Origin of the sequence: Gordonia otitidis (assembly GCF_020735545.1) — a bacterium.
Taxonomy (GTDB): domain Bacteria; phylum Actinomycetota; class Actinomycetes; order Mycobacteriales; family Mycobacteriaceae; genus Gordonia; species Gordonia otitidis.
Genome location: NZ_CP085974.1, coordinates 4,239,290 through 4,264,355 on the forward strand (window position 1 = coordinate 4,239,290; position 25,066 = coordinate 4,264,355).

The following is a 25,066-nucleotide window of genomic DNA, read 5'->3' on the forward strand; positions in this document are numbered from 1 at the left end:
TGCCGGAACCTCGGGGAGCGCGCATGCTCCTCGGGGTGGCGGTCGCCGTGATCGTTGTCGTCGGGCTCGTGCTCGTGGCGTTCTTCACCCCGCTGATGTCGGTGCGGACGACCACGGTCGAGGGTGCCAAGGGTGTACAGACCGGTGAGATACTCCACGCAGCGGGCGTTGCGTCAGGCACGCCGCTGCTCCAGGTCGACACGCGCGTCGTCGCGCAGCGGATCGCGGCCATACCGTCGATCGAATCCGCGCGGGTCAAGCGCGAGTACCCGTCGTCGCTGCGGATCACCGTCGTCGAGCGGCGGGCGACGGCCCGTGTCGTCGACGGCGACGAGGTGCACGTCCTCGACCGCACCGGCGTCTCGTATCTGACCTACACCACCAAGGGACTGCCGGGCGAGTACGCGGCGCTGCCGGTCTTCACCACACCCAACCCCGGACCGTCCGATCCGACGACGGTGGCCGCCATGAAGGCCACCGCAGGTCTGCCCGACGACATCTCCGAGCAGGTGAGAGCGGTCGACGCGTCCTCGCCCGTCGACATCGAGTTCACGCTCGAGGGCAACCGCAAGGTGGTGTGGGGCGATTCGACCCGCGGCGACGAGAAGGCCCGGACGCTCGGGTATCTGCTGCCGCGCAAGGCGTCCGAATACAACGTGTCTAGCCCGGACTTCCCGGCCTACCGCTGAATGGTGTGTGCGCGTCCGCCTGCGAGGACGCGGTGATCGAGTGATTTCCACGCAACTTCACGACACGCCGCGCCGCTTGCTGGCCCAGTGGCCCGGCGATGCCTAGCGTTCTCGACAACACACCACTTGACATAACTCTAAATCTATGGTTCAGGTTTAGGGTTTTGTATCGACAAGGAAGGCGAGCGCCATGACGCCACCGCACAACTACCTGGCCGTGATCAAGGTCGTCGGCATCGGCGGCGGCGGCGTCAATGCCGTCAACCGGATGATCGAGCAGGGACTCAAAGGCGTTGAGTTCATCGCCATCAACACCGACGCCCAGGCGTTGTTGATGAGCGATGCCGACGTCAAGCTCGATGTCGGACGTGACTCGACGCGGGGACTCGGCGCAGGTGCCGATCCCGAGGTCGGCCGTCGCGCGGCCGAGGATGCCCGCGACGAGATCGAAGAACTGCTCAAGGGTGCGGACATGGTGTTCGTGACCGCGGGCGAGGGAGGCGGGACCGGCACGGGCGGCGCCCCGGTGGTGGCGTCGATCGCGCGCAAGTTGGGCGCGCTGACCGTCGGTGTCGTGACCCGGCCCTTCGGCTTCGAGGGCAAGCGTCGTGGGGGACAGGCCGAGGCGGGTATCACGGCTCTGCGCGAGTCGTGCGACACGCTCATCGTCATCCCCAACGACCGTCTGCTGCAGCTGGGCGACGCGCAGGTCAGCCTCATGGACGCGTTCCGCAGTGCCGACGAGGTGCTGCTCAACGGTGTTCAGGGCATCACCGATCTCATCACCACCCCCGGTCTGATCAATGTCGACTTCGCCGACGTCAAGGGCGTCATGAGCGATGCCGGCTCGGCGTTGATGGGTATCGGCTCCGCACGTGGCGAGGAGCGTGCGCGTAAGGCTGCCGAGGCGGCGATCAACTCACCGCTGCTCGAGTCGTCGATGGAGGGTGCGCGCGGTGTGCTGATGTCGATCGCCGGCGGCAGTGATCTGGGTCTGTTCGAGATCCACAACGCCGCGACCCAGGTCCAGGAGGCCGCGCACGAGGACGCCAACATCATCTTCGGCACGGTCATCGACGACAACCTCGGCGACGAGGTGCGCGTGACGGTGATCGCCGCCGGATTCGACGGCGGAACCCCGCGCAAGCGCACCGACGCACCGGCGGCGACCGGGAAGACGGCCGTCGGTGCCGGGCAGGCGGGCGCAGTGAATCCGGCGGAGAAGAACGATCCGCTGTTCGGACAGATGCCCCAGGAGGGTGGCGACCCGTTCGCCGATCGTCCGGCGTCTCCGCCGCGACGTAACAGCGTCACGCTCGACGACGACGACGTCGACGTGCCGTCCTTCATGAAGCGCTGACGACGTGAGCGGGTCGAGCAGACCCCGGGTGCGCCGTGTGGTGACCACCAGGGACGGGGGTGTCTCCCGGGCGCCGTACGACACGTTCAATCTGGGAGATCATGTCGGTGACGATCCGGACGCGGTAGCGGCCAACAGGGCTCGCCTCGCTTCGCAGCTCGGCGTGGCGCCCGATCACCTCGTGTGGATGGAACAGATCCACAGCCGCAACGTCGCCGTGGTCGATGGTCCCGTCGGCCACCCCGTGGAGGCCACCGATGCGTTGGTGACCACAACCCCGGGCCTGGCACTCGCGGTCCTCAGCGCCGACTGCGTACCGCTTCTCCTCAGTGACGACGAGGCGGGCGTGATCGCCGGAGTGCATGCGGGACGGGTCGGTGCCCGCATCGGCATCATCCCGGAGACGCTGCGGGTGATGATGTCGCTGGGCGCACGCCCGGAGCGGATCGGCGCCTTCCTCGGTCCGGCAGCGTGCGGACGACAGTACGAGGTCCCACCCGAGATGCAGCGCGACGTCGAAGAGCATCTGCCGGGCAGTGCATGCCTCACCGACAAACGCACCACCGGACTCGATCTGCGGGCTGGTCTGCGGCGTCAATTGCTGGCTGCAGGCGTGGCTGCCGTCGCGGAGGACCCGCGCTGCACGATCGAGGATCCGCATCTGTTCAGCCATCGGCGAGGCGCGCCCACCGGCCGACTGGCGTCCGTCATCTGGATCGATCCGGATGCTCCCACCGAGTCCGACGACTCTGACGCACAAGCGGATTCGGCGGCATCGGGGGATCCGTTCTCGACAGGGGATCCGGGACCGACAGGGGATCCGGGAACCACAGGGAGCTCAGCGCCGTGAGCTCCGCCACCGACGAACGCACGGCGCAACTCGCCGAGTCACTCTCCGCCGTCCGCGCGCGACTCGACGCCGCGGTGCGGGCTGCCGCGCGACCAGCAGGAGATGTGACACTGCTCGTCGTGACCAAGTTCTTTCCGGCAGACGACGTGCAGCGGCTGATCACGTTGGGGGAGAGGGAGTTCGGCGAGTCCCGCGAGCCTGAGGCGAGCCGCAAGGTCGGCGAGGTGCGCGCAACGAGCGCAGCAGAAGGTCGCGGTACCGACGACATCGCGTTCGACATGATCGGCTCTGTGCAGACCAAGAAAGCGCGATCGATCGCGCGGTGGGCACGCGCGGTGCACTCGGTGGATCGTGCCAAGCTGATCGACCACCTGGCATCGTCGAGTGCGGCCGCGCTCGACGACGGTGAACGGGTCGCGCCCGTCGGGGTCTACCTGCAACTGAGCCTCGACGGTGACCCGACACGGGGAGGTGCGCTCGAATCCGAGCTACCGGAACTCGCCGATCGGGTCGAGGCGAGCGACGCGCTCGCGTTGCGAGGCCTGATGGTCATCGCGCCACTCGACGGTGAGGTCGACGACTGGATGGCGCGAACCGCGCAGGCGCATGAACGATTTCGGTCGCGGTATCCGCAGGCGACGGGACTCTCTGCAGGTATGTCCGCTGACCTCGAGAGCGCTGTGGCACACGGATCGACATGCGTGCGTGTCGGAACCGCAATCATGGGCCCGCGGCCGATAGTCTCTCACTAATCACATTGGTCACACGCGAACCAACGAGAACAAACTCCACACTGACAACACCCGTGAACCCGCCGCAGGTGTCGGATGACAGAGAGGCCCCCAATGACCACGATGCAGAAGTTCAAGGCATATTTCGGCATGGTGCCTCCGAGCGAGTACGAGGACGACTATTTCGATGAGCCGGGACCCGGTCCGGTCCGCTCGGCATCACGAGAGCGCGCGTACCGCGACGACTACTACGGCGACGCGCCGATGCGTGACGGTTACGGCGATCCCTACGCCGAATCGGGTTACCGCGATGGCGCCGACATGGCTTACGAGGAGCGGCGTTTCGGCCCCGGCTTCGATTCCGCTCCGGGGTACGAGCAGGGCTACCAGGGTGACTACACCTACGCGGGTCCGCGTCACTCCGACCCCGTCGAGAGGCCGCGGGTGGTGCCCCGACTCGAGCCGCTGCAGCGCTCGAGTTCGGTTCCGCTGCGTTCCGCGGCTCCGTCGTCGGCGTCCGCGGCGCCCGATCTCGAGCAGGTGTTCGCCGACGGGCCGCTGCACAAGATCACCACACTGCGTCCCGCCGACTACGGCGAGGCACGGACGATCGGCGAGCGGTTCCGCGACGGTAACCCGGTCATCATGGACCTCGTCGACATGAGCAACGACGATGCGAAGCGGCTCGTGGATTTCGCGGCAGGCCTGGCGTTCGCGCTGCGGGGCTCGTTCGACAAGGTCGCGACCAAGGTGTTCCTGCTCTCGCCCGCCGACATCGACGTGTCAGCGGAGGACCGCAAGAAGATCGCCGCGACAGGTTTCTACAACCACAGCTGACCCGTGTCATTCGGCGGGCGGACCCACACGGTGCGCCCGCCGAATGTCGGTCGGTACCCATTCAGCGCGCTCGCAGCCCGGTCACTTCGGACCGGATGTGCGGCGTGCCCGACATATCAGGCACTCTTGACTCGTGGCGATTCTGTTCGAAGTCCTCTACTACGTGCTGTTCATCTACTGGCTGCTGCTGCTTGCGCGCCTTGTCATCGAGTTGGTTCGCACCTTCGCGCGTGAGTGGCGGCCGACGGGGATCGCGGTCGTGATCATCGAAGCGGTGTTCACCGTCACCGACCCGCCGATCAAAGCCCTTCGGCGCATCCTGCCTCCGATTCCGCTCGGTCCGGTTCGACTCGATCTCTCGTTGATGATCGTGATGATCGTCGTACTCATCCTCATGTCGGTCATGCGCGGACTGGCCAACAACGCCGCGGCGTCGGCGCTGGCGAGCGCACTCCTCTGACCAGCCGATCGGGGCTCGGGTGCTCGGTGAACGTCGCTTGAACATGACCCGACGTCATGATCTGACTGCCGCTCGTCGAGCCGATGTTCTACCGTTGAGTGTCATCATCGAGTGACTGTTGCATTGCAGGACGGCATCGAACATATGCGACAAGCGGTTCAGATGTGACAGGATGAGACGCCAGTTACGGATTTTGACTGGTATGAATATTGAGTGACAGTCTGTACACCTAGGCTGTGACTTATCCGCCCAACTGAAGACCAAGCTCGAACGACACCAAGCTCGAGCCGACCCAACGCTCTAACGACAATGAGGGGAACCGACATGCGGCTGACACCAGCTGATGTGCACAACGTCGCGTTCAGCAAACCGCCGATCGGTAAGCGCGGCTACAACGAGGACGAGGTCGATCAGTTCCTCGACTTCGTCGAAGCTGAGCTCGCTCGCCTGATCGAAGAGAACAGCGACCTCAAGCAGCGCGTCGAAGAGCTCGAGGGCGAGCTCGCCGACGCGAAGGCCGGCAGCGGCACTGCTGATGCAGCCTCCTCGTCGGAGTCGGCGCCGACGACCGATGATGCCCTGTCCGACGACGACGCGAACATCCGAGCTGCTCGGGTTCTCGCTCTCGCACAGGACACCGCCGATCGTCTGACGGGTTCGGCTCGACAAGAAGCCGACACGTTGCTCGCGGATGCCCGCTCGCGTGCGGACGCCATGGTGTCCGAGGCGCAGACGAAGTCCGACGCCCTGCTGAACGATTCGCGTCAGCGGTCCGAAGCGATCCTCGCCGACTCGCAGACGCGATCGGAGGCTCAGCTGCGTCAGGCGCAGGAACGTGCCGACGCGCTGCAGAGCGACGCCGAGCGCAAGCACAGCGAGATCATGGGCACGATCAATCAGCAGCGCGGCGTCCTCGAGGGACGTATCGAGCAGCTCAAGACGTTCGAGCGTGAGTACCGCACACGCCTCAAGACCTATCTCGAGTCCCAGCTCGAAGAGCTGCAGCAGCGCGGCAGTGCCGCACCTGTCGAGAACGGGCGCTCCGACCAGTCGTTCTCGTCGGATCCCGGTAACGGCGGCTTCAGCAGCTACTCGCAGAGCTGATCGGTGCCGGCGGACGGTCATTAGGCAGATGACGTGCTGAGTCTGGCGCTCGCAGCCACCCTCGTTGGCTTCGTACTGCTCATCGTCGGGTTGATCACCGGCACGGTGTGGCTGGCGGTGGCGTGCATCGTCGTCTGCTTGATCGGCTTGGCTTTTCTGATCGTCGACATCATCGGCTCAGGGCGCAGGGACGACAGTTCGAGCGTCGACGCCGAGTTCGACGGGCGCCCGGCGGTCGGCGACGACTCCGACGCCGGGGTCGAGGGCGGTGTTGCTGCAGTCGAACGTGACGACCCGGCCCACGACCGAGACGTCGGCGGTGATCGCGATGGTGATGCAGTCCGTGGCTCCCGACCTTCCTCAGGGCCCGATTCGGGCGGATCGGTGCCCACAGGCCCCGCGCGGCGCGAATCCCCTCCCGCGCGGCGCGAGGGCCCCCCGTCGTCGTGGGAAGGCGTGATCAAGCCCGGCGGGCAGCATCCGGGGGAGCGGCCCGACTCCGCGCCCGGTAGTGCTGGTGCTGTCGGAGACAGCGGACACGGTGCCTCGGGACGCGGCGCCTCGGCAGATCCGGCCCCCGGTGCGCGGGAGGGTGATTACACCGATTACCTGCGTGCAGTCGGCAATGATCCCGTGACGGGTGGATTCGGTGCGCAGCCGCCGGGGTCTCGTCCACCCCAGTCCCAGTCCCCCCAGTCCCAATCCCCTCAGTCCCAGTCGGGCGCGCCGCAGATGCCGCCCCCGCAGGCGCCGCGGCACGTACCTCCCGGTCAGCAGCGGGCCTACCCGCAGCAGGGGCCTGCCGGCGGGCAACCACCCCGGCAGTGGCCAGCCGGCCCGGGAACGACGGATCAGGGCCGCGGCCAACAGTCGCCCGGCCAGTACCCGGGGAGGGCTCCGCAGGCACCATCCGAGGGGCAGCAGGTGAATCGCGAGGAGCAGCAGCCGTCCGATCGCCAATGGGACACGCCCGAGCGTGAAACGGGTAGCGGAACGGCATGATTCGATCCTCTTGATCCCAACTGGCGTCCTCCACTCGACTGACGTCCTCCCTCGAATGACGCCCTCGGTGTTCGCTTCGGCTTTCGACACAGTCGGTTCGACCGCTACACTGAGGTCGCGACGATCCGGCCATCACCGGGGAGCACCTGGAAGAACAGACACCACCCGACGCGTCGTCGGGGCTGGTTTCTCAGTAGAACCGGGCGGGCGCGGCCCGTGACAGCCGCCGGTCCATTCGGATTCTGAAACGTGTGTTGTCGTCAGACGACCACCGATCCGAGAGGACCACGAGAGGCGTCGGTCGAACCGACGCAAGCGGGGTGGTACCGCGCACCATTCGTGCGTCCCCGTGCCGAGCAGATGGATACGTCCAGGCGTGGACGTGCGAGCCAGGCACGAGGAGCCAGCGTGAGCGACCAGACAGAATCCAGCACACGGGTGTACCCCGTGGTCGACATGACCGACGGCATGCGCAGTGGCGCACCCTCATTTCCCGACGTCGAGATCAACGTCCTCGACTACTGGAAGAACGACGACACGTTCGCGGCATCGATCGCCAACCGCGCCGACGCACCCGAGTTCGTGTTCTACGACGGTCCGCCGTTCGCCAACGGTCTGCCGCACTACGGCCACCTGTTGACCGGGTACGTGAAAGATCTGGTACCCCGGTACCAGACGATGCGGGGCAAGAAGGTAGAGCGCCGTTTCGGTTGGGACACCCACGGTCTGCCCGCAGAACTCGAAGCCGAACGTCAGCTCGGGATCACCGACAAGTCGGAGATCGAGAAGATGGGCGTCGAGAAGTTCAACGACTTCTGCCGTGATTCGGTGCTGCGGTATACCGGCGAGTGGCGCGACTACGTCACACGACAGGCCCGGTGGGTCGATTTCGACAACGATTACAAGACGCTCGACATCGACTTCATGGAGTCGGTCATGTGGGCGTTCAAGCGACTCTGGGACAAGGGGCTCATCTACCAGGGCTACCGCGTGTTGCCGTATTCCTGGTACGAGCAGACCCCGCTGAGCAACCAGGAATCCAAGCTCGACGACGCCTACCGCATGCGCCAGGATCCCGCGGTCACGGTTCGGATGCCGCTCGTCGTGGGGTCCGACAGCCCATTGTCCGAACTCGACGGCGTCAACGCGCTCATCTGGACGACGACACCGTGGACGCTGCCGTCGAACCTCGCGATCGCTGTGAATCCGGACGTCACCTACGTCCATGTTCGTGCCGCCGACGGGCAGGAGTATCTCCTCGCCGAGCCGTTGCTGGCCGGTTACGCCAAGGAGATCGTCGACCCGCAGGTGCTCGGTAGCTACCACGGACGTCAGCTCGAGGGGCTCGCCTACACGCCTCCGTTCGATTTCTTCCTCGGCCACCCGAATGCGCACCGCGTGTTGCTCGGCGAGTACGTCACGACCGACAGCGGAACCGGAATCGTCCATCTCGCACCCGCTTTCGGTGAGGAGGACATGGAGTTGGCAACCGCCAACGGCATCGACGTGGTGCAGCCACTCGACGCCGGTGGGCGATTCACGTCGATGGTGCCGCCGTATGAGGGGCTGATGGTCTTCGACGCCAATCCGGTGATCATCAAGGACCTCAAGGAGGTCGGGCGCATACTGCGGCACGAGACGATCGAACACTCCTATCCCCACTCGTGGCGATCGGGAAAACCCTTGATCTACATGGCGGTTCCGTCGTGGTTCGTGGCGGTCGACCCGATCAAGGATCGCATGATCGAATTGAACAAGCAGATCACCTGGTCGCCTGCGCACATCCGCGACGGGCAGTTCGGCAAGTGGCTCGAGGGTGCACGTGACTGGAACATCAGCCGGAACCGCTACTGGGGCGCGCCGATACCCGTCTGGGTATCCGACGATCCGGAGCACCCGCGCACCGACGTGTACGGCTCGCTCGACGAACTCGAACGCGATTTCGGGGTGCGGCCGGACAACCTGCACCGGCCCTACATCGACGAGCTGACCCGGCCGAATCCCGATGACCCGACCGGCAATTCGACGATGCGTCGGGTACCGGAGGTTCTCGATTGCTGGTTCGAGTCCGGATCGATGCCGTATGCGCAGGTCCACTATCCGTTCGAGAACGCTGATTGGTTCGACGGAACCGACACGGAGTCCGCGCACAATCCGGGTGACTTCATCGTCGAGTACAACGGCCAGACCCGCGGGTGGTTCTACAATCTGCACGTGCTCGCGACAGCACTCTTCGACCGTCCGGCGTTCAAGACAGTTGCCGCACACGGCATCGTGCTCGGTGACGACGGGCAGAAGATGTCGAAGTCCAAGCGCAACTATCCCGATGTCAACGAGGTGTTCGACCGCGACGGCAGCGATGCGATGCGATGGTTCCTCATGGCATCGCCCATCCTGCGTGGCGGCAACCTCGTGGTCACCGAGAAGGGAATCCGCGAAGGTGTGCGGCAGGCGCTTCTGCCGCTGTGGAACGCGTACAGCTTCCTGCAGCTCTACGCGGATCGACCCGCCACGTGGCGCACCGATTCGTCGAATGTGCTCGACCGCTACATCCTCGCGAAGCTCGCGGTCACCCGCGACGCGATGACCGAGGCGCTCGACGTCTACGACGTATCCGGGGCATGTGAGGCATTCCGTGAGTTCGTCGAGTCGCTGACCAACTGGTACGTGCGTCGATCGCGCGCACGTTTCTGGGCTGGGCAGGACGAGGATGCGGACGCTTTCGACACTCTCTACACCGTGCTCGAGGTGGCGAGTCGTCTTGCCGCGCCCCTGCTCCCGTTGGCGACCGAGGCGATCTGGCGGGGATTGACCGGAGGGCGATCTGTGCACCTGACCGACTGGCCGACGAGCGACGAGTTGCCGGGCGATCCGGACCTGGTTGCCGCCATGGACGACGTGCAGGCCGTCTGTTCCACAGCGTCGAGCGTGCGCAAGGCCAACAAGCTGCGCGTGCGTCTTCCGTTGCCGCAGTTGACCGTCGCCTCGCCGAACGCTGAGCGACTCGCGCCGTACACGGACCTGATCGCCGACGAGATGAATGTGAAGTCGGTGGAGTTGTCGACCGCGGCAGACCGCTACGGCCACTATGAGCTCGCGGTCAACGCGCGTGCTGCCGGTCCACGTCTGGGCAAGGACGTACAGCGCGTCATCAAGGCCGTCAAAGCGGGCAACTGGACTGTTCGGACCACCGACGACGGCACCGAGGTCGTGTCCGTCGGCGGCATCGACCTCCTGCCCGGCGAGTACAGCAGGAAACTCGTCGCAGAGGAGCCGGACTCGACCGCCGAACTTCCCGGAGGCGGCGGGCTCGTCGTCCTCGACACGAATGTGACCGAGGATCTCGAAGCCGAGGGGTGGGCCAAGGACCGCGTTCGCGAACTCCAGGAGGCGCGGCGCGGTCTGGGACTCGACGTCTCCGATCGAATCGAGGTGCGGTTCGTGGTGCCCCGTGGACGACTCGAGTGGGCTCGACTGCACGCAGACATGATCGCCGGTGAAGTGCTCGCCACGTCGTTCGTCGTCGAATGCGCCGACGACGCCGCGCCGGGCGCGACGGAACTGGGTGACGGCGTCACGGCCGACATCCGCAAGGCGGGCTGAGCTACCCGACGAACAACGTCGACAGCACGGCGTCGATCTGCGCCGCGAACAGGACGTCGGGGCGAGCGAACGTGTCGGCGCCGTACTGCCCGAACACCTCGAGGCTGATGCCGCCGATCATGGTGGCCCACAGCGTGATGGCTCCTACCATCACCGAATCCGGTAGTGCGGAGCCGAATTCGCGGCGCACGGCGTCGAAGTCCGCCGTCAGTTGCGCGTCGGCATCGACGCTCGCCGGTGCGCCCTCGCGGAGCTCACCACGGCGCCACGCGGCGTCGAACTCGGTCAGCAGGCGTGCGATGACGCGCGTCCCGGGCCCGACCGTGCGTTCGGCGGGCGCCGCGTAGCCGGGCACGGGGCTGCCGTACAGCAGTGCCCATCGGGCAGGATCGGCGATGGCCCACGCGCGCATCGCCAATGCCATGCGCCGCAATCTCTGTCGTGATGGCACAGGGGAGTCGCCTGCGGGCTCTGGCCCCTCGCCCCGGTCGCCCCGGTCACCTCCTAACCGGTCACCTCCGACCCGGTCGGTATCGCTCTCGAGCGGTTCGTCGGCGGCGTAGTCGACGGAATCGGCTAGATCCGAATATCCCTGCACGAGCAGCAGTGTCAGCAACTCGTCGCGGCTGGGAACGTAGCGATAGACCGCCGACGAGACAACGCCGAGGTCGCGGGCGATGGCCCGTAGTGACAGTCCGGCGGCGCCGTGGGTGCGCAGGTGCTCCCGGCCGAGCCGTGCGATCTCCGACTCCATGGCCGCGCGGTTGTCTGCGCGCGTCTTTCCGGTTTTCACATGGCCATTGTGTCAGATTCGAGAGCAGCGCTCTTGAATTCCGCTCGAGCAGCGCGCATACTCGTTTTCGAGAGCGGTGCTCTCGAAATCTGCGATCCTCATCGCGTCCACCGAGGAGTAACCATGGAACCCACATCGCATCACGTCGCGCCCGGTCGGTCCGACCGACTGTTCAACGCTGTCGTCCGCTGGCTCGCCGACCGCGGGGTCAACCTTGCCGGTGCACAGACTCTGACCGTCGTGGGGCGCACATCCGGTACGCCACAACGCATACCGGTCAACCCGATCAGCCTCGACGGAGGTGAGTACCTCGTCGCGGTGCGCGGCAACACCCAGTGGGTCCGTAACGCGAAAGCCGCGGGAACGGCACACCTGCGACGCGGTCGTCACGACCGGAGCGTCACGCTGGCCGAGGTCGCAGTCGCCGAACGTGCTCCGATCATCCGTGCATATCTGGATCGGTGGGGCTGGGAGGTCGGGCGATTCCTCCCCGACGGCATGACCACCGACCCGTCCGACGACCAACTGCGCACGCACGCCGCATCGATCCCTGTGTTCGCCGTCTCATGAGCCGTCGAACACGACACAGCATCCAGCAATGGGCTTGATGCCGTGCCGGCGATGGGCTTGGTGCCGTGCCGGCGATAGGCTTTGATGCTGTGCCGGCAATAGGCTTGGTGCTGTGCCAGCAATAGGCTAGGTGCTGTGCCAGCAGTGTCCAACCCGTCGCCAGGCGAGGAACGCAGCACCCGATGGGTGATGCACCTGGACATGGACGCGTTCTTCGCCTCGGTAGAGCAGTTGACGCGGCCGACGCTCGCGGGGCGCCCGGTGCTCGTCGGTGGTACCGGCGGGCGAGGGGTCGTGGCGGGAGCCAGCTACGCAGCGCGGCGGTTCGGAGCGCATTCGGCGATGCCCATGCATCAAACGCGTCGTCTCGTCGGTGCGGGAGCCGTTGTCCTGCCGCCGCGCGGGTCGCTCTACCGGGTGGTGAGCGGCAGGATCTTCGCCATTGTCCGCGAGGCGGTGCCGGTCATCGAAATGCTCTCGTTCGACGAGGCGTTCGCCGAACCCGCCGACCTCGTCGGCGCGAGTGCTGCCGACGCCGAGGCCTTCGCCGAAGAGATCCGCGCACGGATCGCGCAGAGCGTCGGCCTGGCGGCATCCGTCGGCTTCGGCAGCGGCAAACAAATCGCGAAGATCGCCTCCGGGATGGCCAAACCCGATGGGGTGATGGTGATTCCGCCCAGCAGAGAACTCGACTTCCTCCACGCACTGCCGGTACGCAAGCTGTGGGGGATAGGACCGGTATCGGGAGAGCGACTGGCGCGGCTGGGTATCGACACGATCGGAGATCTCGCCGCGATGTCGGACATCGAGGTCGCCTCGGTACTCGGTTCGGCCATCGGTCCTGCCCTGCACCAGCTCGCACGGGGATACGACGACCGACCGGTCACCGAACGTGCCGCGGCCAAACAGATCAGTGCGGAGTCGACCTTCGCGCGTGACATCGTCGACCTATCGGGGCTGCGGCCCGCGATCGACAGGTCGGCCGCCGACGCGCACCGCAGACTGCTCACCGACGGGCGCGGGGCACGCACCGTCGTCCTCAAACTCAAACGATCCGACATGTCGATCCTGACGCGTTCATCGACGCTTCCCGCAGCGACCACCGACCTCGACACCCTGACATCGATAGCGCAGCGACTCGCCCTCGATCCACAGAGCGTCGGCCCCATTCGCCTCGTCGGAGTGGGCTTCTCGGGCCTGTCGGCCGTCGAGCAGTACGCGTTGTTCGGCGACCCGGATATGGGCCCGCCTGCCGAGACGGACCCGGTTCAGCGGATCGATTCACTCCCCGGCAGCGACCCCTTGGAGGGCACGGACCCCCAGGGGGCGACGACGCTCGATCCGACGGGGGAGGAGCAGTCGGGCTCAGGGACCGACGGGCTCGACTCGGTGCAGTCCGGCACGGGTCAGACGTCGACGGGATGGACCACCGGTGCCGACGTCATCCACCGGGAGTTCGGCCACGGATGGGTGCAGGGGAGCGGACACGGCGTGGTCACCGTGCGATTCGAGACGCGTGCAACCGGCCCGGGCATCGCGCGCACTTTCGCCGCCGCCGACACCTCGTTACGGCGCGGCGATCCGTTGGACAGTCTCGCCTGGCCCGATCCGAGCGACCGAGCGCACTGATCGACTGGGCACACCGATCGACTGGGGGCACCAATCGCCCGGGCGACCAGCCGATTGGGCGCCGACAGGCCAAGCGGACCGACCGAGCGTATCGACGGCCCTCAGGCGGCGGCCGGATCGGAGCGACGGAAGAATTCGGCGACGTCGTCGGCGTCGTGGCCTGTCGACAACAGGGCGATGAGCGCCATTCGCGCCTGCGGGGCGCGCAGCCATTGGGAGACGACTGCGCCCGCGCGTTCGAGGTCGACCGCTCCGCCCCCGCCCCCGTAGGTGGGGACGACCGGCCCGTGCGGGACGCGCGTGGTGACGACCACGACGACCCCCGCGCGTCGTGCAGCGACGACTTCGGCGGTGATGTCGGGGTGGGTGTTGCCCGAGCCGGTCGCGGCCAACACGATGCCCGCGGCACGTTGCGCGACGGCCGCGGCGATGATGCCCGCGGCGACACCGGGATACAGGGCGAACGTATCGACCCGGGCGAGTCGTTCGGGCAGCGGCCCGGAGATCAGTGGACGTCCGAGCGCCTCGTGCACCGTGTCGAAGGCCTCCGTCGCGGTCGTCGATGCCTTGAACGCGCCACGGACCCCGACGATGCGCCCTCCGAGCGCGAGCACGACACCGAGGCCACGGTTCGACGGAGTAGCGGCATAGTCGATGGCCGCCGCGATGTTGGCAGGCCCGTCCGCCTCGGGGGTGTCCGCGGGAAACTGGGCGCCGGTGAACACGATGGGCCGCGGGTCGTCGACGGACACGTCGACGAGAAACGCCGTCTCCTCCATGGTGTCCGTGCCGTGCGTCACGACCACACCGTCGACGTCCGGGTCGGTCAGGGCTGCCGCCACGGCGCGCACCACCTGCGTCTGTTGGCTGACCGTGATGGCCGAGCTGTCGACGGACATCAGATCGACCGCGTCCACCACGGGTGCGGCGACGAGCGACGTGTCGGCCAGGAGATCCGACGCCGACAGGACGGGAACCGCACCATGTTCTGTTCGGCGCGCGGCGACCGTGCCGCCGGTGGTGATCAGCACGATTCGGGAGTCGGTCATGGCAGACAGCGTCCCCGGAACCGATGTCGGACGTCAACCGTTTGACCCGTCGGCACTGCTCGCGCGTCGCACGGATGGCCGGCGACCGGACCGATTCTTAAGGGTGTGGGTCGTTGGGCGGAGTCGATGTGTTTGGCATAGTGGTGTGAGCTTTTGGCCACGGGGGTGCTGGGGCGGCCGGTGACACGGCTGCCGCGGACCGCGCAGGACAGCGCGACTCCCCGCCGGGCACGCTCATCGTCGACGTTGAATGTGAGGAAGATCCTTGAAGTTCCCGAAGTTCGTAGGTGCCGCCATCATGGCTGCGGCAGTTGCCACATCCGTTGCGGCGTGTGGCAGCGACGATTCCGACGACGCCCCCACCGTTGCGACGACGACCAGCGCGGCCGCGACCTCCGAGGCAGGCGCGTCGGGCGCAGACGCGGGCGTCACCAACCCGAATGTCCGCCCGAGTGTCGCAACGCTGAACGCCATGCTGAACAAGGCACTCGATCCGAACGTCCCCAACTCGGAGAAGACCGAACTCGTCCAGGGATCCGAGAAGGACCCGCAGCTCTTCGACAAGCTGGTCCGGGCCCGTCAGGAGAACAAGGACGTCACCTATCAGATCTTCCCGCCGGTCATCCCGGCCGGACCGAACAAGGCGACGGTGAAGGTCCAGGTGAAGTTGCCCGACAACCCGCCGACCAAGCTCGACGCCCAGATCGTCTACGACGACGGACGGTGGAAGCTCGCCAGCGACTCGGTGTGCCCGATCCTCTCCGGCAACAACATCAAGAGCGCCATGTGCACCCAGTGACCTGACGACCGCGGCCGCACCGGCCCGTGGTCCCCACGTCATCACGAACGCCCCGTCCGACCGGACGGGGCGTTCGTGCGTGTGGGGTTCCTACTTCCAGGTGAACGAGAACCCGATCTTCTGCACCAGTGGCGTGGCGGGGTCTGCGCCCACGAGTTCACGGGCACCGGTGTAGGTGCCGGAACCGCTGACCGGCAGGCCGCGCGTGGCGTCCGTGACGAGAGTGCCCGAGCCGGTGTAGGAGTAGCGGGCGATCGTGAGCGTGGTGTCGGAACCGGGGATCGCGTACACCGAGTTGACCGGCGACTCGTCGGTCGTGAAATCGATCGTCACGCGATTGCCGTCCCATGCCCTCAGCGTCGCCGTGATCGTCTGGGTGAGCGTGGCCGCTGCGGTGATGGTTCGTTCGGTTCGCCAGGTCGCGCCGACGCCGATCGGCTCCGTTGGCAGTGGGATCGAGTTCTGGAACGTCTGGATCAGGGACTGTTCGATGGCGCTGCGGGCCTCGGAGCCCGACTCCTCGGTCGGGATCAACCGCAGCGACACCGGGGCGGCACCTGGGCCGAGCGCGAGGCCTGCCTGCGCTCCTTTCGCCGCGCGTAACTGGTCGTTCAACGTCGGGTCGGGCGAGGTGGGTGCGTTGAGCCGCATCTCGAGGTCGGTGTTGTCGGTGCAGTGGAACGTGGCCGTGATCGGGATGTCGACGGTCTGCTCGGTCGTGGTCTCGGTAGAGGCGACCGACGACGTCGTGGACAGCGTCGAATGCTGCGGCTGTGTCCGGTCCGGGGCTCCGCCCACGACGCGATGGGGTTGTGCCCCCGTCGAGGTGACGGTGACCGCGGCGGGCGGGATGGGGATCAGGTTGGCGTCCTGTCGGCCGGAGGTCGACGTGGTGGTGCACCCGGAGTCCGCGCCCGACGACGGGCCGTCGGGCTCCGGGTCGCCGCCACATGCCGAGATCACAAGGCCGCACACCAGTGCGGTGGCGGCCGATCCGAGTGAGATCCGGCGGTGACCGGGACGGTGGGCAACGGTGGATCGACGGCTCGGATCGGACACGCCAGTCAGCGTATTGCACGTGTCAGGGATGATGGTGAGGTGGATGACGGACCCGACCCGAAGCGCAACCCGACCGACTCGGAGGAGACCAGCGACATCGGCCACCGCGGAAAGCTGCAGACCTCTTCCGCTGTGCTCGGTGTACTCGCCGCGATCGCCCTGTGTGTGATCGCACTCGACGTGGCAACGAAATCGCTGGTCGTCGCATTGTTGGACCCGGAGCGTCCCGTGCATGTCATCGGAGATGCCGTCACATTGCGGCTCGTGCGCAACAGTGGTGCGGCTTTCTCGATGGCGTCCGGCTACACCTGGGTGTTGACGCTGATCGCGCTCGCGGTCGTCGTCGTGATCATCCGGTTCAGCGGCAGGCTCCGGTCGGGATGGTGGGTGCTGGGTCTGGGGTTGGTGCTCGGCGGAGCCATCGGCAACCTGATCGACAGGATCTTCCGCGATCCGGCACCCCTGCGTGGTCACGTCGTCGACTTCATCTCGGTCGGCTGGTGGCCGGTGTTCAACGTCGCCGATTCGGCGGTCGTCTGCGGCGCGGTGTTGCTCGTCGTCTTGTCGCTGCTCGGATTCGACTACGACGGCTCGCGCTCGGGTTTCGCAGCCCGACGAGCCGACACGGCGCACGACGAGCGCGATCGTGGTGCCGCCGACAGCGCCCCGTCGAGCCCGGAGGAACGTGATGCGTGAGTCGCGATCCATGCCCGTTCCCGACGGGATCGCAGGCATGCGCCTCGACGCGGGCGTGTCCCGCATCCTCGGGCTGTCCCGAACCGTCGTGGCGAACCTGGCCGACGCCGGCGACGTGACCGTCGACGGCGTCGCAGTCGGCAAGTCACACAAGCTCGCGGCAGGCAGTTGGCTCGACGTACTGCTGCCAGAACCCGACGAACCGTTGCGCGTCGAACCGACGCCTGTGGAGGACCTCACGGTCATCTACCACGACTCCGACATCATCGTGGTGGACAAACCGGTCGGGGTGGCGGCTCATCCGTCCCTTGGTTGGAGCGGCCCGACAGTCGTCGGCGCGCTGGACGCAGCCGGATTCAGGATCTCGACGTCGGGTGCCGCAGAACGGCAGGGCATCGTGTCGCGCCTGGACGTGGGGACATCTGGCTTGATGGTGGTCGCTGCGTCCGAGCACGGCTACACGCTGCTCAAGCGCGCGTTCCGTGATCGCGAGGTCGAGAAGGGCTACCACGCGCTCGTCCAGGGACATCTCGATCCACCGACGGGAACCATCGACGCGGCCATCGGGCGACACCGCGGTGCCGACTGGAAGTTCGCGGTGACCGCCAACGGCAAGCCGAGCATCACCCACTACGACACTCTCGAGATGTTCGCGGCGGCCTCACTGCTCGACATCCATCTCGAGACAGGCAGGACGCACCAGATCCGCGTGCATTTCTCGGCCCTGCACCATCCCTGTTGCGGGGACATGACCTATGGCGCCGACCCGGTGTTGGCCGCGCGACTCGGCTTGGAGCGGCAGTGGTTGCACGCACGTTCGCTCGGGTTCAGTCACCCCGCCGACGGTCGGTGGGTGGAGTTCACGAGTCCGTATCCGGCCGACCTCCAGCACGCGCTCGACGTTCTACGCGAGACGTGAGAAACGGCGACACGCCGCCGACACGTCGGGATCCGCGCCTCATCTGTCACACCCTGGCGCGGCGTCGGGCTCCGTGTCAGAGCAGAGTCCTACAGTGGTTGGGATCGATCAAGACGCAGTGAACGCACACAGCGATCACACGCACACAGCGATCACAAGCACACAAGCACACACGACGTCGACACGTGACGTTCGTTCGAGGTGAGAGGCATCCGTGGCCGGTTCGTTTGTCCACCTGCACAACCACACCGAGTACTCGATGCTCGACGGTGCCGCCAAGGTGTCACCTCTGTTCGCGGAGGCCAAGCGGCTGGGGATGACCGCGATCGGTATGACCGACCACGGCAACATGTTCGGTGCCAGCGAGTTCTACAACACTGCGATCAAGAACGAGATCAAGCCGATCATCGGCATCGAGGCGTACATCGCCCCGGAGTCGCGGTTCAACACCAAGCGCATCCAGTGGGGTACCCGCGACCAGAAGGACGACGACGTCTCGGGTTCGGGCGCGTACACGCACATGACGATGGTGGCAGAGAACGCCACCGGGCTGCGCAATCTGTTCAAGCTCTCCTCGCTCGCATCCATCGAGGGACAGCTGGGCAAGTGGGCCCGCATGGATGCCGAGGTCATCGCCGAACACGCAGAAGGAATCATCGCGACCACCGGCTGCCCGTCGGGTGAGGTGCAGACCCGCCTGCGGCTCGGGCACGAGCGTGAGGCGCTCGAAGCCGCAGCCAAGTGGCAGGAGATCTTCGGCAAGGAGAATTTCTACCTCGAGTTGATGGAGCACGGTCTCGAGATCGAGCGTCGAGTCCGTGACGGATTGCTCGACATCGGCCGTCGACTCGGCATCAAGCCGATCGTCACCAACGACTGCCACTACGTGACCAAAGACCACGCCTCGAGCCACGAGGCGCTGCTGTGTGTGCAGACCGGAAAGACGCTCTCCGACCCGACCCGCTTCAAGTTCGACGGCGACGGCTACTACCTGAAGTCGGCCGACGAGATGCGCGCCCAATGGGATTCGATCGTCCCCGGCGCCTGTGACAACACTCTGGAGATCGGCGAGCGGGTGCAGTCCTACGCCGATGTCTTCACCCATCGCGACCGGATGCCGATCTTTCCCGTCCCGGAGGGAGAATCGCAGCAGACGTGGCTCCGTAAGGAGGTCGCCAAGGGCTTGTCCGAGCGGCGTTTCCCCGGCACCGAGGTGCCCGAGGACTACCAGCGACGGGCCAACTACGAACTCGACGTCATCATCCAGATGGGTTTCCCCGCGTACTTCCTCGTGGTCGGCGACCTCATCAAGCACGCACACGAGGTGGGGATCCGCGTCGGACCCGGTCGTGGTTCGGCCGCAGGCTCGTTGGTGGCGTGGGCGCTCGGGATCACCAACATCGACCCGATCCCGCACGGACTCCTGTTCGAGCGATTCCTCAACCCCGAGCGTGTGTCGATGCCCGATATCGACATCGACTTCGACGACCGCCGTCGCGGTGAGATGGTGCGCTACGCCACGGAACGATGGGGGAGCGACAAGGTCGCCCAGGTGATCACCTTCGGCACCATCAAGACGAAGGCCGCCATCAAGGACTCCGCGCGAGTCCAGTTCGGGCAGCCGGGGTTCGCCATCGCCGACCGGATCACCAAGGCGCTGCCCCCGCCGATCATGGCGAAGGACATCCCCGTCTGGGGCATCACCAACCCCGAGCACGAACGGTTCGGCGAGGCCACCGAGGTCCGCACACTGATCGAGACCGACCCCGACGTCAAGAAGATCTACGACACCGCTCTCGGGCTCGAGGGACTGATCCGCAATGCGGGCGTGCATGCCTGCGCGGTGATCATGTCGTCGGAGCCGCTGACCGACGCCATCCCGGTGTGGAAGCGCGCACAGGACGGCGCGATCATCACCGGATGGGATTACCCGTCGTGTGAGGCCATCGGCCTGTTGAAGATGGACTTCCTCGGTCTGCGCAACCTGACCGTCATCGGCGACGCGCTCGAGAACATCACCCTCAACCGCGGCATCGACCTCGACCTCGACACCCTGCCTCTCGAAGACGAGAAGACCTACGAGCTGCTCGCCAAGGGCGACACTCTCGGCGTGTTCCAGCTCGACGGCGCGGCCATGCGTGAACTGCTGAAGATGATGCAGCCCACCGGTTTCGAGGACATCGTCGCGGTGCTCGCGCTCTACCGACCCGGGCCGATGGGTGTCAACGCGCACACCGACTACGCCAAGCGCAAGAACGGCCTGCAGGACATCAAGCCGATCCACCCCGAACTCGAGGAACCACTCAAGGAGATCCTCGCCGAGACCTACGGTCTGATCGTCTACCAAGAGCAGATCATGCAGATCGCGCAGAAGGTCGCCGGGTACTCCCTCGGACAGGCAGATCTGTTGCGTCGCGCAATGGGTAAGAAGAAGAAGGAGATCCTCGACGAGGCCTACGACGGTTTCGCCGAGGGGATGCGCAACAACGGGTTCTCCCAAGGCGCGATCACCGCGTTGTGGGACACGGTGCTCCCGTTCGCCGGCTACGCGTTCAACAAGTCGCACGCGGCGGGCTACGGTCTCGTCTCCTTCTGGACCGCCTACCTCAAGGCCAACTATCCGGCCGAGTACATGGCAGGTCTGCTCACCTCCGTCGGCGACGACAAGGACAAGGCGGCCATCTACCTCGCCGACTGCCGCAAACTCGGCATCACCGTCCTCCCACCCGACGTCAACGAGTCGCAGCACAACTTCGCCGCGGTCGGCGCCGACATCCGCTTCGGTCTCGCCGCAATCCGCAACGTCGGTTCTGGCGTGGTGTCCTCGATCCTCGCCGCGCGCGAGGAGAAGGGGAAGTTCACGAGCTTCTCCGACTACCTGAACAAGATCGACGTCACGGCCTGCAACAAAAAGGTCACCGAATCTTTGGTCAAGGCAGGCGCTTTCGACTCGCTCGACCATCCGCGCAAGGGACTGTTCCTGATCCACGTCGAGGCGGTCGAGTCGGTCATCGGCACCAAGAAGGCCGAGGCGATCGGTCAGTTCGACCTCTTCGGCGACGCCGGCGGAGCCGACGACACGATGGCCGAGGTGTTCGCGGTCAAGGTGCCCGATCAGGAGTGGGATTCCAAGCACAAACTCGCACTCGAACGAGAGATGCTGGGACTCTACGTCTCCGGGCACCCGCTCAGCGGCGTCGAGCACGCAATCGCGGCCCAGACCGACACCTCGATCACGCAGCTGCTCGAGGGCAACATCTCCGACGGTGCGCAGATCACCATCGGCGGCATCATCTCGTCGGTGACGCGGAGGGTGAACAAGAAGGGTGAGCCGTGGGCGGCGGTCACGCTCGAGGACATGGTCGGTGGTGTCGAGGTCTACTTCTTCCCCCGGGCGTTCCAGACCTACGGGATGGACATCGTCGCCGACAACATCGTCCTGGTGAAGGCACGGGTCAACATGCGTGACGATTCGATGATGATCAGCGCCAACGATCTCGCCGTTCCCGACCTCAACGCTGCCGGCGCGACGAAGCCGGTGGCGCTGACCCTGGCGGCGCGGGCGTGCACCCCTGATCGTGTTCAGGCTCTCAAACAGGTACTGACCCGACATCCGGGTCCGGCAGACGTACACGTGACCCTGGTCAGCGACGAACGCTCGACGGTGCTCAAGTTGACCGAGGCGTTGCGTGTGACACCTAGTTCGGCACTCATGGGGGACTTGAAGGCGCTGCTCGGACCGAGCTGCCTGAGCTGACCCGCGCGGGTACGCTCCATCAATGCCCGGCCACTTCATCGTGCACGGCGATGACGCCCTCACCGAGCGCATCAGCGACGAGCTCCGCAGCGCGGGGGCGATCATCGTGCCGCTGCACGACCCGGCCGAGCTCGCCCATCTCGACGTCGAGGATGCCGCCGCCGTGGTGTGTCCGGGTTCCGATGATGCGGTCAACCTGAAGATCGCTCTGCTCACCAGGCGCCTCAGCGGAACGGTGCGCGTGGTGGCCAACCTCTCGAACGCGGTGCTCCGCGACGCGGTGGCTCTCGGCAACGGTCCGGGTGCCGTCCTCGACGTCGCCGAACTCGCGGCACCGTCCGTGGTCGAGGCGTGCCTTGGTAGGACGACGCATCCGATTGCTGTCGCGGACAACGAGTTCGTGGTCTCCGGCGCATATGCACCACGGGCCGCGACCCTGCGCGAGCTCTACGGCGATCTCGCCCCCGTGGCAGTGTTGCGTGGCGAGAACAGTTCCGCGCCGGGCGAGGTCGTCCCGTCACCCGGCCGCGACCTCGACGTCGACGAGGGCGATTGGGTGACGATGATCGGCACACCCGGCCAGCTCGCCGAGCAGCACATCATCGTCGATCGCGACGCGCCGAGCGGGCGCCGCAGGCACCATCGACCGTTACCGCGGCGAGTTCTCGGCGGGCTCCGGGCTTTTCGCGACGACGTCAACCCCAACCTGTTCCGGGCTCTCGGGGTGTCGCTCGCCCTGCTGCTCGGGGCGACCGTGCTGTTGCGCTTCACCTATCACCGACCGGGCATGAGCTTCGTCGATGCCCTGTACTTCTCCACCGAGACGATCGCGACGGTCGGATATGGCGATTTCAGTTTCGTCGGGCAGCCGACCTGGTTACGGCTGTTCTCCATAGCGCTGATGTTCGCCGGCATCACGACGACCGCCATCCTCATGGCGTTCATCGCCGATCTTCTGCTTTCGCAACGACTCTCGGCCTCAGCGGGCCGTCGCAGGGTTCGCGAGTTCTCCGGGCACGTCGTCGTGGTGGGACTCGGTTCGTTCGGCATCCGCGTGGCGAACGACCTCACGGCTTTGGGATACGACGTCGCCGTGATCGAGCGCAACGACGACAACCGCTATCTCGATGCGGCCGCGGAACTCGACATCCCGGTCGTCTTCGGCGACGCGACGTTGCGTCGAACACTCTCCGACGCCGGTATCGAACGAGCACGTGCAGTCGCGGTGCTGACCCACGACGACATGGTCAACATCGAGACCGGCATCATCCTGCGCGAACTGCTCGGCCGCCGGTGGACGCGCGCGCAGGGTAGACCCGGCGTGCCTGTGGTGATGCGTGTCTACGACCACGCGCTCGGTTCTGCTGTCGCCCATCGGTTCGGTTTTCAGAACGTCCGCTCGACCGTCGAGCTCGCCGCACCCTGGTTCATCGGCGCGGCACTGGGACTACAGGTGATCTCCACGTTCTCGGTGGGCCAGCGATCGTTCATGGTCGGCGGGCTGTTCATCCGTGAGCGAAGCGCGCTCGATGGCCTGGCCATGGAGGAACTACCGACGAGAACCCGCATCATCGCGATCGTGCGGGGTGGAACCACCATCGTTCACCCCCGACGCGACGATCGGCTGGCCGCCGACGACACGGTCTATCTCGTGGGCCCCTACCACGAACTCTTCGACACCCTGCGCGACGGCCGCTGACCTCGAACACCGAAGAAATACCTGGTCGAAGCACTCACGAATCCAAAGTTTCGGCCCGCCGAACATTTTCTCACCGATGTGTCTATACTCGTGTCATAGGTCGAGCGAATGAGGTGTCCGATGACAGTCCTGATCGAGTCCGACGGCTCCCAGCGGGGTCGCGGACGCGCGGCTGATGACGCACACACGATCGAGATCGCCGGGGTCAACTGGCCCGTCCACAAGGTGTACGCGGTGGTGGCCGCCACCGTCGCGGCGCTCGTCGTCCTCCTCGTGACCCGGTCACCCGAGATCACCGCATGGTCGTCGGCCGCGACGGGCGTTGCGGTGTGGTTCGCCTCCGCGAGTCTCACACGCGGTCAGCGGCCGGGGAACGCCGCAACCGACCCGGCGGAGTAGCCGCTCGGGATCTCGTAGATCCGTCCGTCGAAGCCCGCGCGGTAGAGGTGTCCGGCCGAGAAACCACGGGCCGATCGGCCATACGACACCACGCTCGACAGCGGTAGCCCGCTCGTGAGCACGCAGTAGCGTCCCGGCGAGGTGATCCGCACGATTTGTCCGCTCGCATTGAACGGCACCACCGGACGATCCGCGGCGTCGAGCGTCAAGCCGTCCGGTGCCGCGAGAGCATCGCCGCCGCCGAGCGTGAGCAGACTCTGCACGACGCGCGGGTTGCTGGTCGAGATGCGGCTGACGCCTGGATCGGTGAACGTGCGCGACACGTACAGGAAGCCGTCGTCGCGGTCGAGGACCGCACCGTTGGCACTGCGTATCGACGCCCAGCCCGGCGTCACGGTACCGGTGGGTGTGATCTTGCCGACCAGGTTTCCGAAGTCGTTGGTGGCGTACACATTCCCACGAGCGGACACGTCCATCCCGTCGGCTGCCGAGAGTCCGCTCACCCAGGGACGCAGCGCGAGAGTGTTGACGTCGAGGCGCGCGATCGCGCCTGGACGGATGGCGTCACCGAGAAGAACTCTGGGATCGGAGCCGTAACCGACCAGCAGTGTGCCGTCCGGCGTCCAGGCCAGGGCGCCCGCACCGCCGGAGGGCACCTTCGCGACCGGCACAGCGCCCGCGCCGGGTCGATCGAGGCGGAACACACGTCCGCTGACCAGGTCGGTGGTGTAGAGCCGGCCGCTCGCATCGACCGTCAACCCCTCCAACGCGGCCCCGGGTACCGTTCCGACGAGCCGTGCCGGTGCGGCGCCGCCCGCGCAGGCAGGCGCGGCGTCGGCTGGGCCGGAACCCACGCTGGTGGTCGCGATCACCGACGCGGCGGCGATGGCGCAGGCGGAGAGTGCGGTGGTCCTTCGAACGAGGTGTCGGAACATGCCGACCTCCTACGGTGTCTGACGTCGCATGAGTGTCCGATGCCGCCTCGATGCTGGACGACGGTACTGCCGACACTGCTGCTCGACCTGTTGCTCGAACGGGGTGCGACGAAATGGGGTTGGCGT

21 protein-coding genes are annotated in these 25,066 nt (G+C 66.3%); 17 read left to right on the plus strand and 4 right to left on the minus strand.

Features of this window, described 5'->3' with window-relative positions; translation table 11 throughout:
* Positions 1-23: 23 nt before the first annotated feature.
* The 9 genes from LK459_RS19440 (at position 24) to ileS (ending at position 10,636) form a co-directional block, all read left to right on the plus strand.
* On the plus strand, positions 24-689 hold the full coding sequence (locus tag LK459_RS19440; protein WP_407648819.1) for a cell division protein FtsQ/DivIB: 666 nt from the start codon (positions 24-26) through the stop codon (positions 687-689).
* A gap of 190 nt (positions 690-879) precedes the next feature.
* Complete coding sequence (gene ftsZ, locus LK459_RS19445; RefSeq protein ID WP_007237363.1) at positions 880-2,049, plus strand: cell division protein FtsZ; 1,170 nt, start codon at positions 880-882, stop codon at positions 2,047-2,049.
* Positions 2,050-2,077: 28 nt separating this feature from the next.
* Positions 2,078-2,899, plus strand: coding sequence for a peptidoglycan editing factor PgeF (gene pgeF / locus LK459_RS19450; RefSeq protein ID WP_227920143.1), 822 nt, complete (start codon positions 2,078-2,080; stop codon positions 2,897-2,899).
* Positions 2,896-3,651 carry a YggS family pyridoxal phosphate-dependent enzyme gene (locus LK459_RS19455; protein WP_227920144.1) on the plus strand — a complete coding sequence of 252 codons (756 nt, stop codon included), beginning with the start codon at positions 2,896-2,898 and terminating at the stop codon, positions 3,649-3,651. Before pgeF ends, LK459_RS19455 begins: the two co-directional genes overlap by 4 nt.
* 93 nt (positions 3,652-3,744) lie before the next feature.
* Positions 3,745-4,467, plus strand: a complete 723-nt coding sequence (locus tag LK459_RS19460) for a cell division protein SepF (protein WP_227920145.1) — start codon at positions 3,745-3,747, stop codon at positions 4,465-4,467.
* A gap of 133 nt (positions 4,468-4,600) precedes the next feature.
* Positions 4,601-4,927, plus strand: coding sequence for a YggT family protein (locus LK459_RS19465; protein ID WP_007237359.1), 327 nt, complete (start codon positions 4,601-4,603; stop codon positions 4,925-4,927).
* A gap of 324 nt (positions 4,928-5,251) precedes the next feature.
* Complete coding sequence (gene wag31 / locus LK459_RS19470; RefSeq protein ID WP_227920147.1) at positions 5,252-6,031, plus strand: DivIVA-like cell division protein Wag31; 780 nt, start codon at positions 5,252-5,254, stop codon at positions 6,029-6,031.
* Between the two features lie 33 nt (positions 6,032-6,064).
* Positions 6,065-7,033 carry a hypothetical protein gene (locus tag LK459_RS19475; protein WP_227920148.1) on the plus strand — a complete coding sequence of 323 codons (969 nt, stop codon included), beginning with the start codon at positions 6,065-6,067 and terminating at the stop codon, positions 7,031-7,033.
* A 456-nt stretch (positions 7,034-7,489) separates the two neighbouring features.
* Positions 7,490-10,636 (plus strand): isoleucine--tRNA ligase, encoded by a 3,147-nt coding sequence (ileS, locus tag LK459_RS19480; protein WP_227923890.1) that lies wholly within the window; start codon positions 7,490-7,492, stop codon positions 10,634-10,636.
* Between the two features lies 1 nt (position 10,637).
* On the opposite strand, the gene LK459_RS19485 is transcribed toward ileS, so the two are convergent.
* Complete coding sequence (locus LK459_RS19485) at positions 10,638-11,390, minus strand: TetR/AcrR family transcriptional regulator (protein ID WP_407648820.1); 753 nt, start codon at positions 11,388-11,390, stop codon at positions 10,638-10,640.
* Between the two features lie 162 nt (positions 11,391-11,552).
* On the opposite strand from LK459_RS19485, the gene LK459_RS19490 reads away from it, so the two are divergent.
* Together LK459_RS19490 and LK459_RS19495 are read left to right on the plus strand one after the other, a co-directional pair.
* Positions 11,553-11,999: a nitroreductase/quinone reductase family protein gene (locus tag LK459_RS19490; protein WP_227920155.1), complete on the plus strand. Its 447-nt coding sequence runs from the start codon at positions 11,553-11,555 to the stop codon at positions 11,997-11,999.
* Between the two features lie 189 nt (positions 12,000-12,188).
* Positions 12,189-13,628: a DNA polymerase IV gene (locus LK459_RS19495; protein ID WP_407648821.1), complete on the plus strand. Its 1,440-nt coding sequence runs from the start codon at positions 12,189-12,191 to the stop codon at positions 13,626-13,628.
* A 101-nt stretch (positions 13,629-13,729) separates the two neighbouring features.
* Here the strand turns inward: LK459_RS19495 and LK459_RS19500 are convergent, their stop codons facing one another.
* Positions 13,730-14,677 carry an asparaginase domain-containing protein gene (locus LK459_RS19500; protein WP_227920158.1) on the minus strand — a complete coding sequence of 316 codons (948 nt, stop codon included), beginning with the start codon at positions 14,675-14,677 and terminating at the stop codon, positions 13,730-13,732.
* Between the two features lie 265 nt (positions 14,678-14,942).
* Here LK459_RS19500 and LK459_RS19505 point away from each other — a divergent pair, with 265 nt between their 5' ends.
* Positions 14,943-15,476: a hypothetical protein gene (locus LK459_RS19505; RefSeq protein WP_227920160.1), complete on the plus strand. Its 534-nt coding sequence runs from the start codon at positions 14,943-14,945 to the stop codon at positions 15,474-15,476.
* Between the two features lie 90 nt (positions 15,477-15,566).
* Here LK459_RS19505 and LK459_RS19510 read toward each other — a convergent pair whose 3' ends face one another.
* Complete coding sequence (locus LK459_RS19510; RefSeq protein WP_227920161.1) at positions 15,567-16,535, minus strand: hypothetical protein; 969 nt, start codon at positions 16,533-16,535, stop codon at positions 15,567-15,569.
* A gap of 39 nt (positions 16,536-16,574) precedes the next feature.
* Between LK459_RS19510 and lspA the strand changes: the two genes are divergently transcribed.
* The 5 genes from lspA (at position 16,575) to LK459_RS19535 (ending at position 24,005) form a co-directional block, all read left to right on the plus strand.
* Positions 16,575-17,231, plus strand: coding sequence for a signal peptidase II (gene lspA / locus LK459_RS19515; RefSeq protein ID WP_227920162.1), 657 nt, complete (start codon positions 16,575-16,577; stop codon positions 17,229-17,231).
* On the plus strand, positions 17,224-18,150 hold the full coding sequence (locus LK459_RS19520; protein ID WP_227920164.1) for an RluA family pseudouridine synthase: 927 nt from the start codon (positions 17,224-17,226) through the stop codon (positions 18,148-18,150). Before lspA ends, LK459_RS19520 begins: the two co-directional genes overlap by 8 nt.
* 214 nt (positions 18,151-18,364) lie before the next feature.
* Positions 18,365-21,907: a DNA polymerase III subunit alpha gene (gene dnaE / locus LK459_RS19525; RefSeq protein WP_007238509.1), complete on the plus strand. Its 3,543-nt coding sequence runs from the start codon at positions 18,365-18,367 to the stop codon at positions 21,905-21,907.
* A 22-nt stretch (positions 21,908-21,929) separates the two neighbouring features.
* Positions 21,930-23,606, plus strand: a complete 1,677-nt coding sequence (locus tag LK459_RS19530) for an NAD-binding protein (protein WP_227920165.1) — start codon at positions 21,930-21,932, stop codon at positions 23,604-23,606.
* A gap of 120 nt (positions 23,607-23,726) precedes the next feature.
* Entirely contained in the window at positions 23,727-24,005 is a 279-nt protein-coding gene (locus tag LK459_RS19535) for a hypothetical protein (protein WP_227920167.1), read from the plus strand.
* On the opposite strand, the gene LK459_RS19540 is transcribed toward LK459_RS19535, so the two are convergent.
* A complete protein-coding gene (locus tag LK459_RS19540; protein ID WP_227920169.1) occupies positions 23,966-24,940 on the minus strand; it encodes an SMP-30/gluconolactonase/LRE family protein in 975 nt (324 codons plus the stop codon). The genes LK459_RS19535 and LK459_RS19540 overlap by 40 nt on opposite strands.
* Positions 24,941-25,066 lie beyond the last annotated feature (126 nt).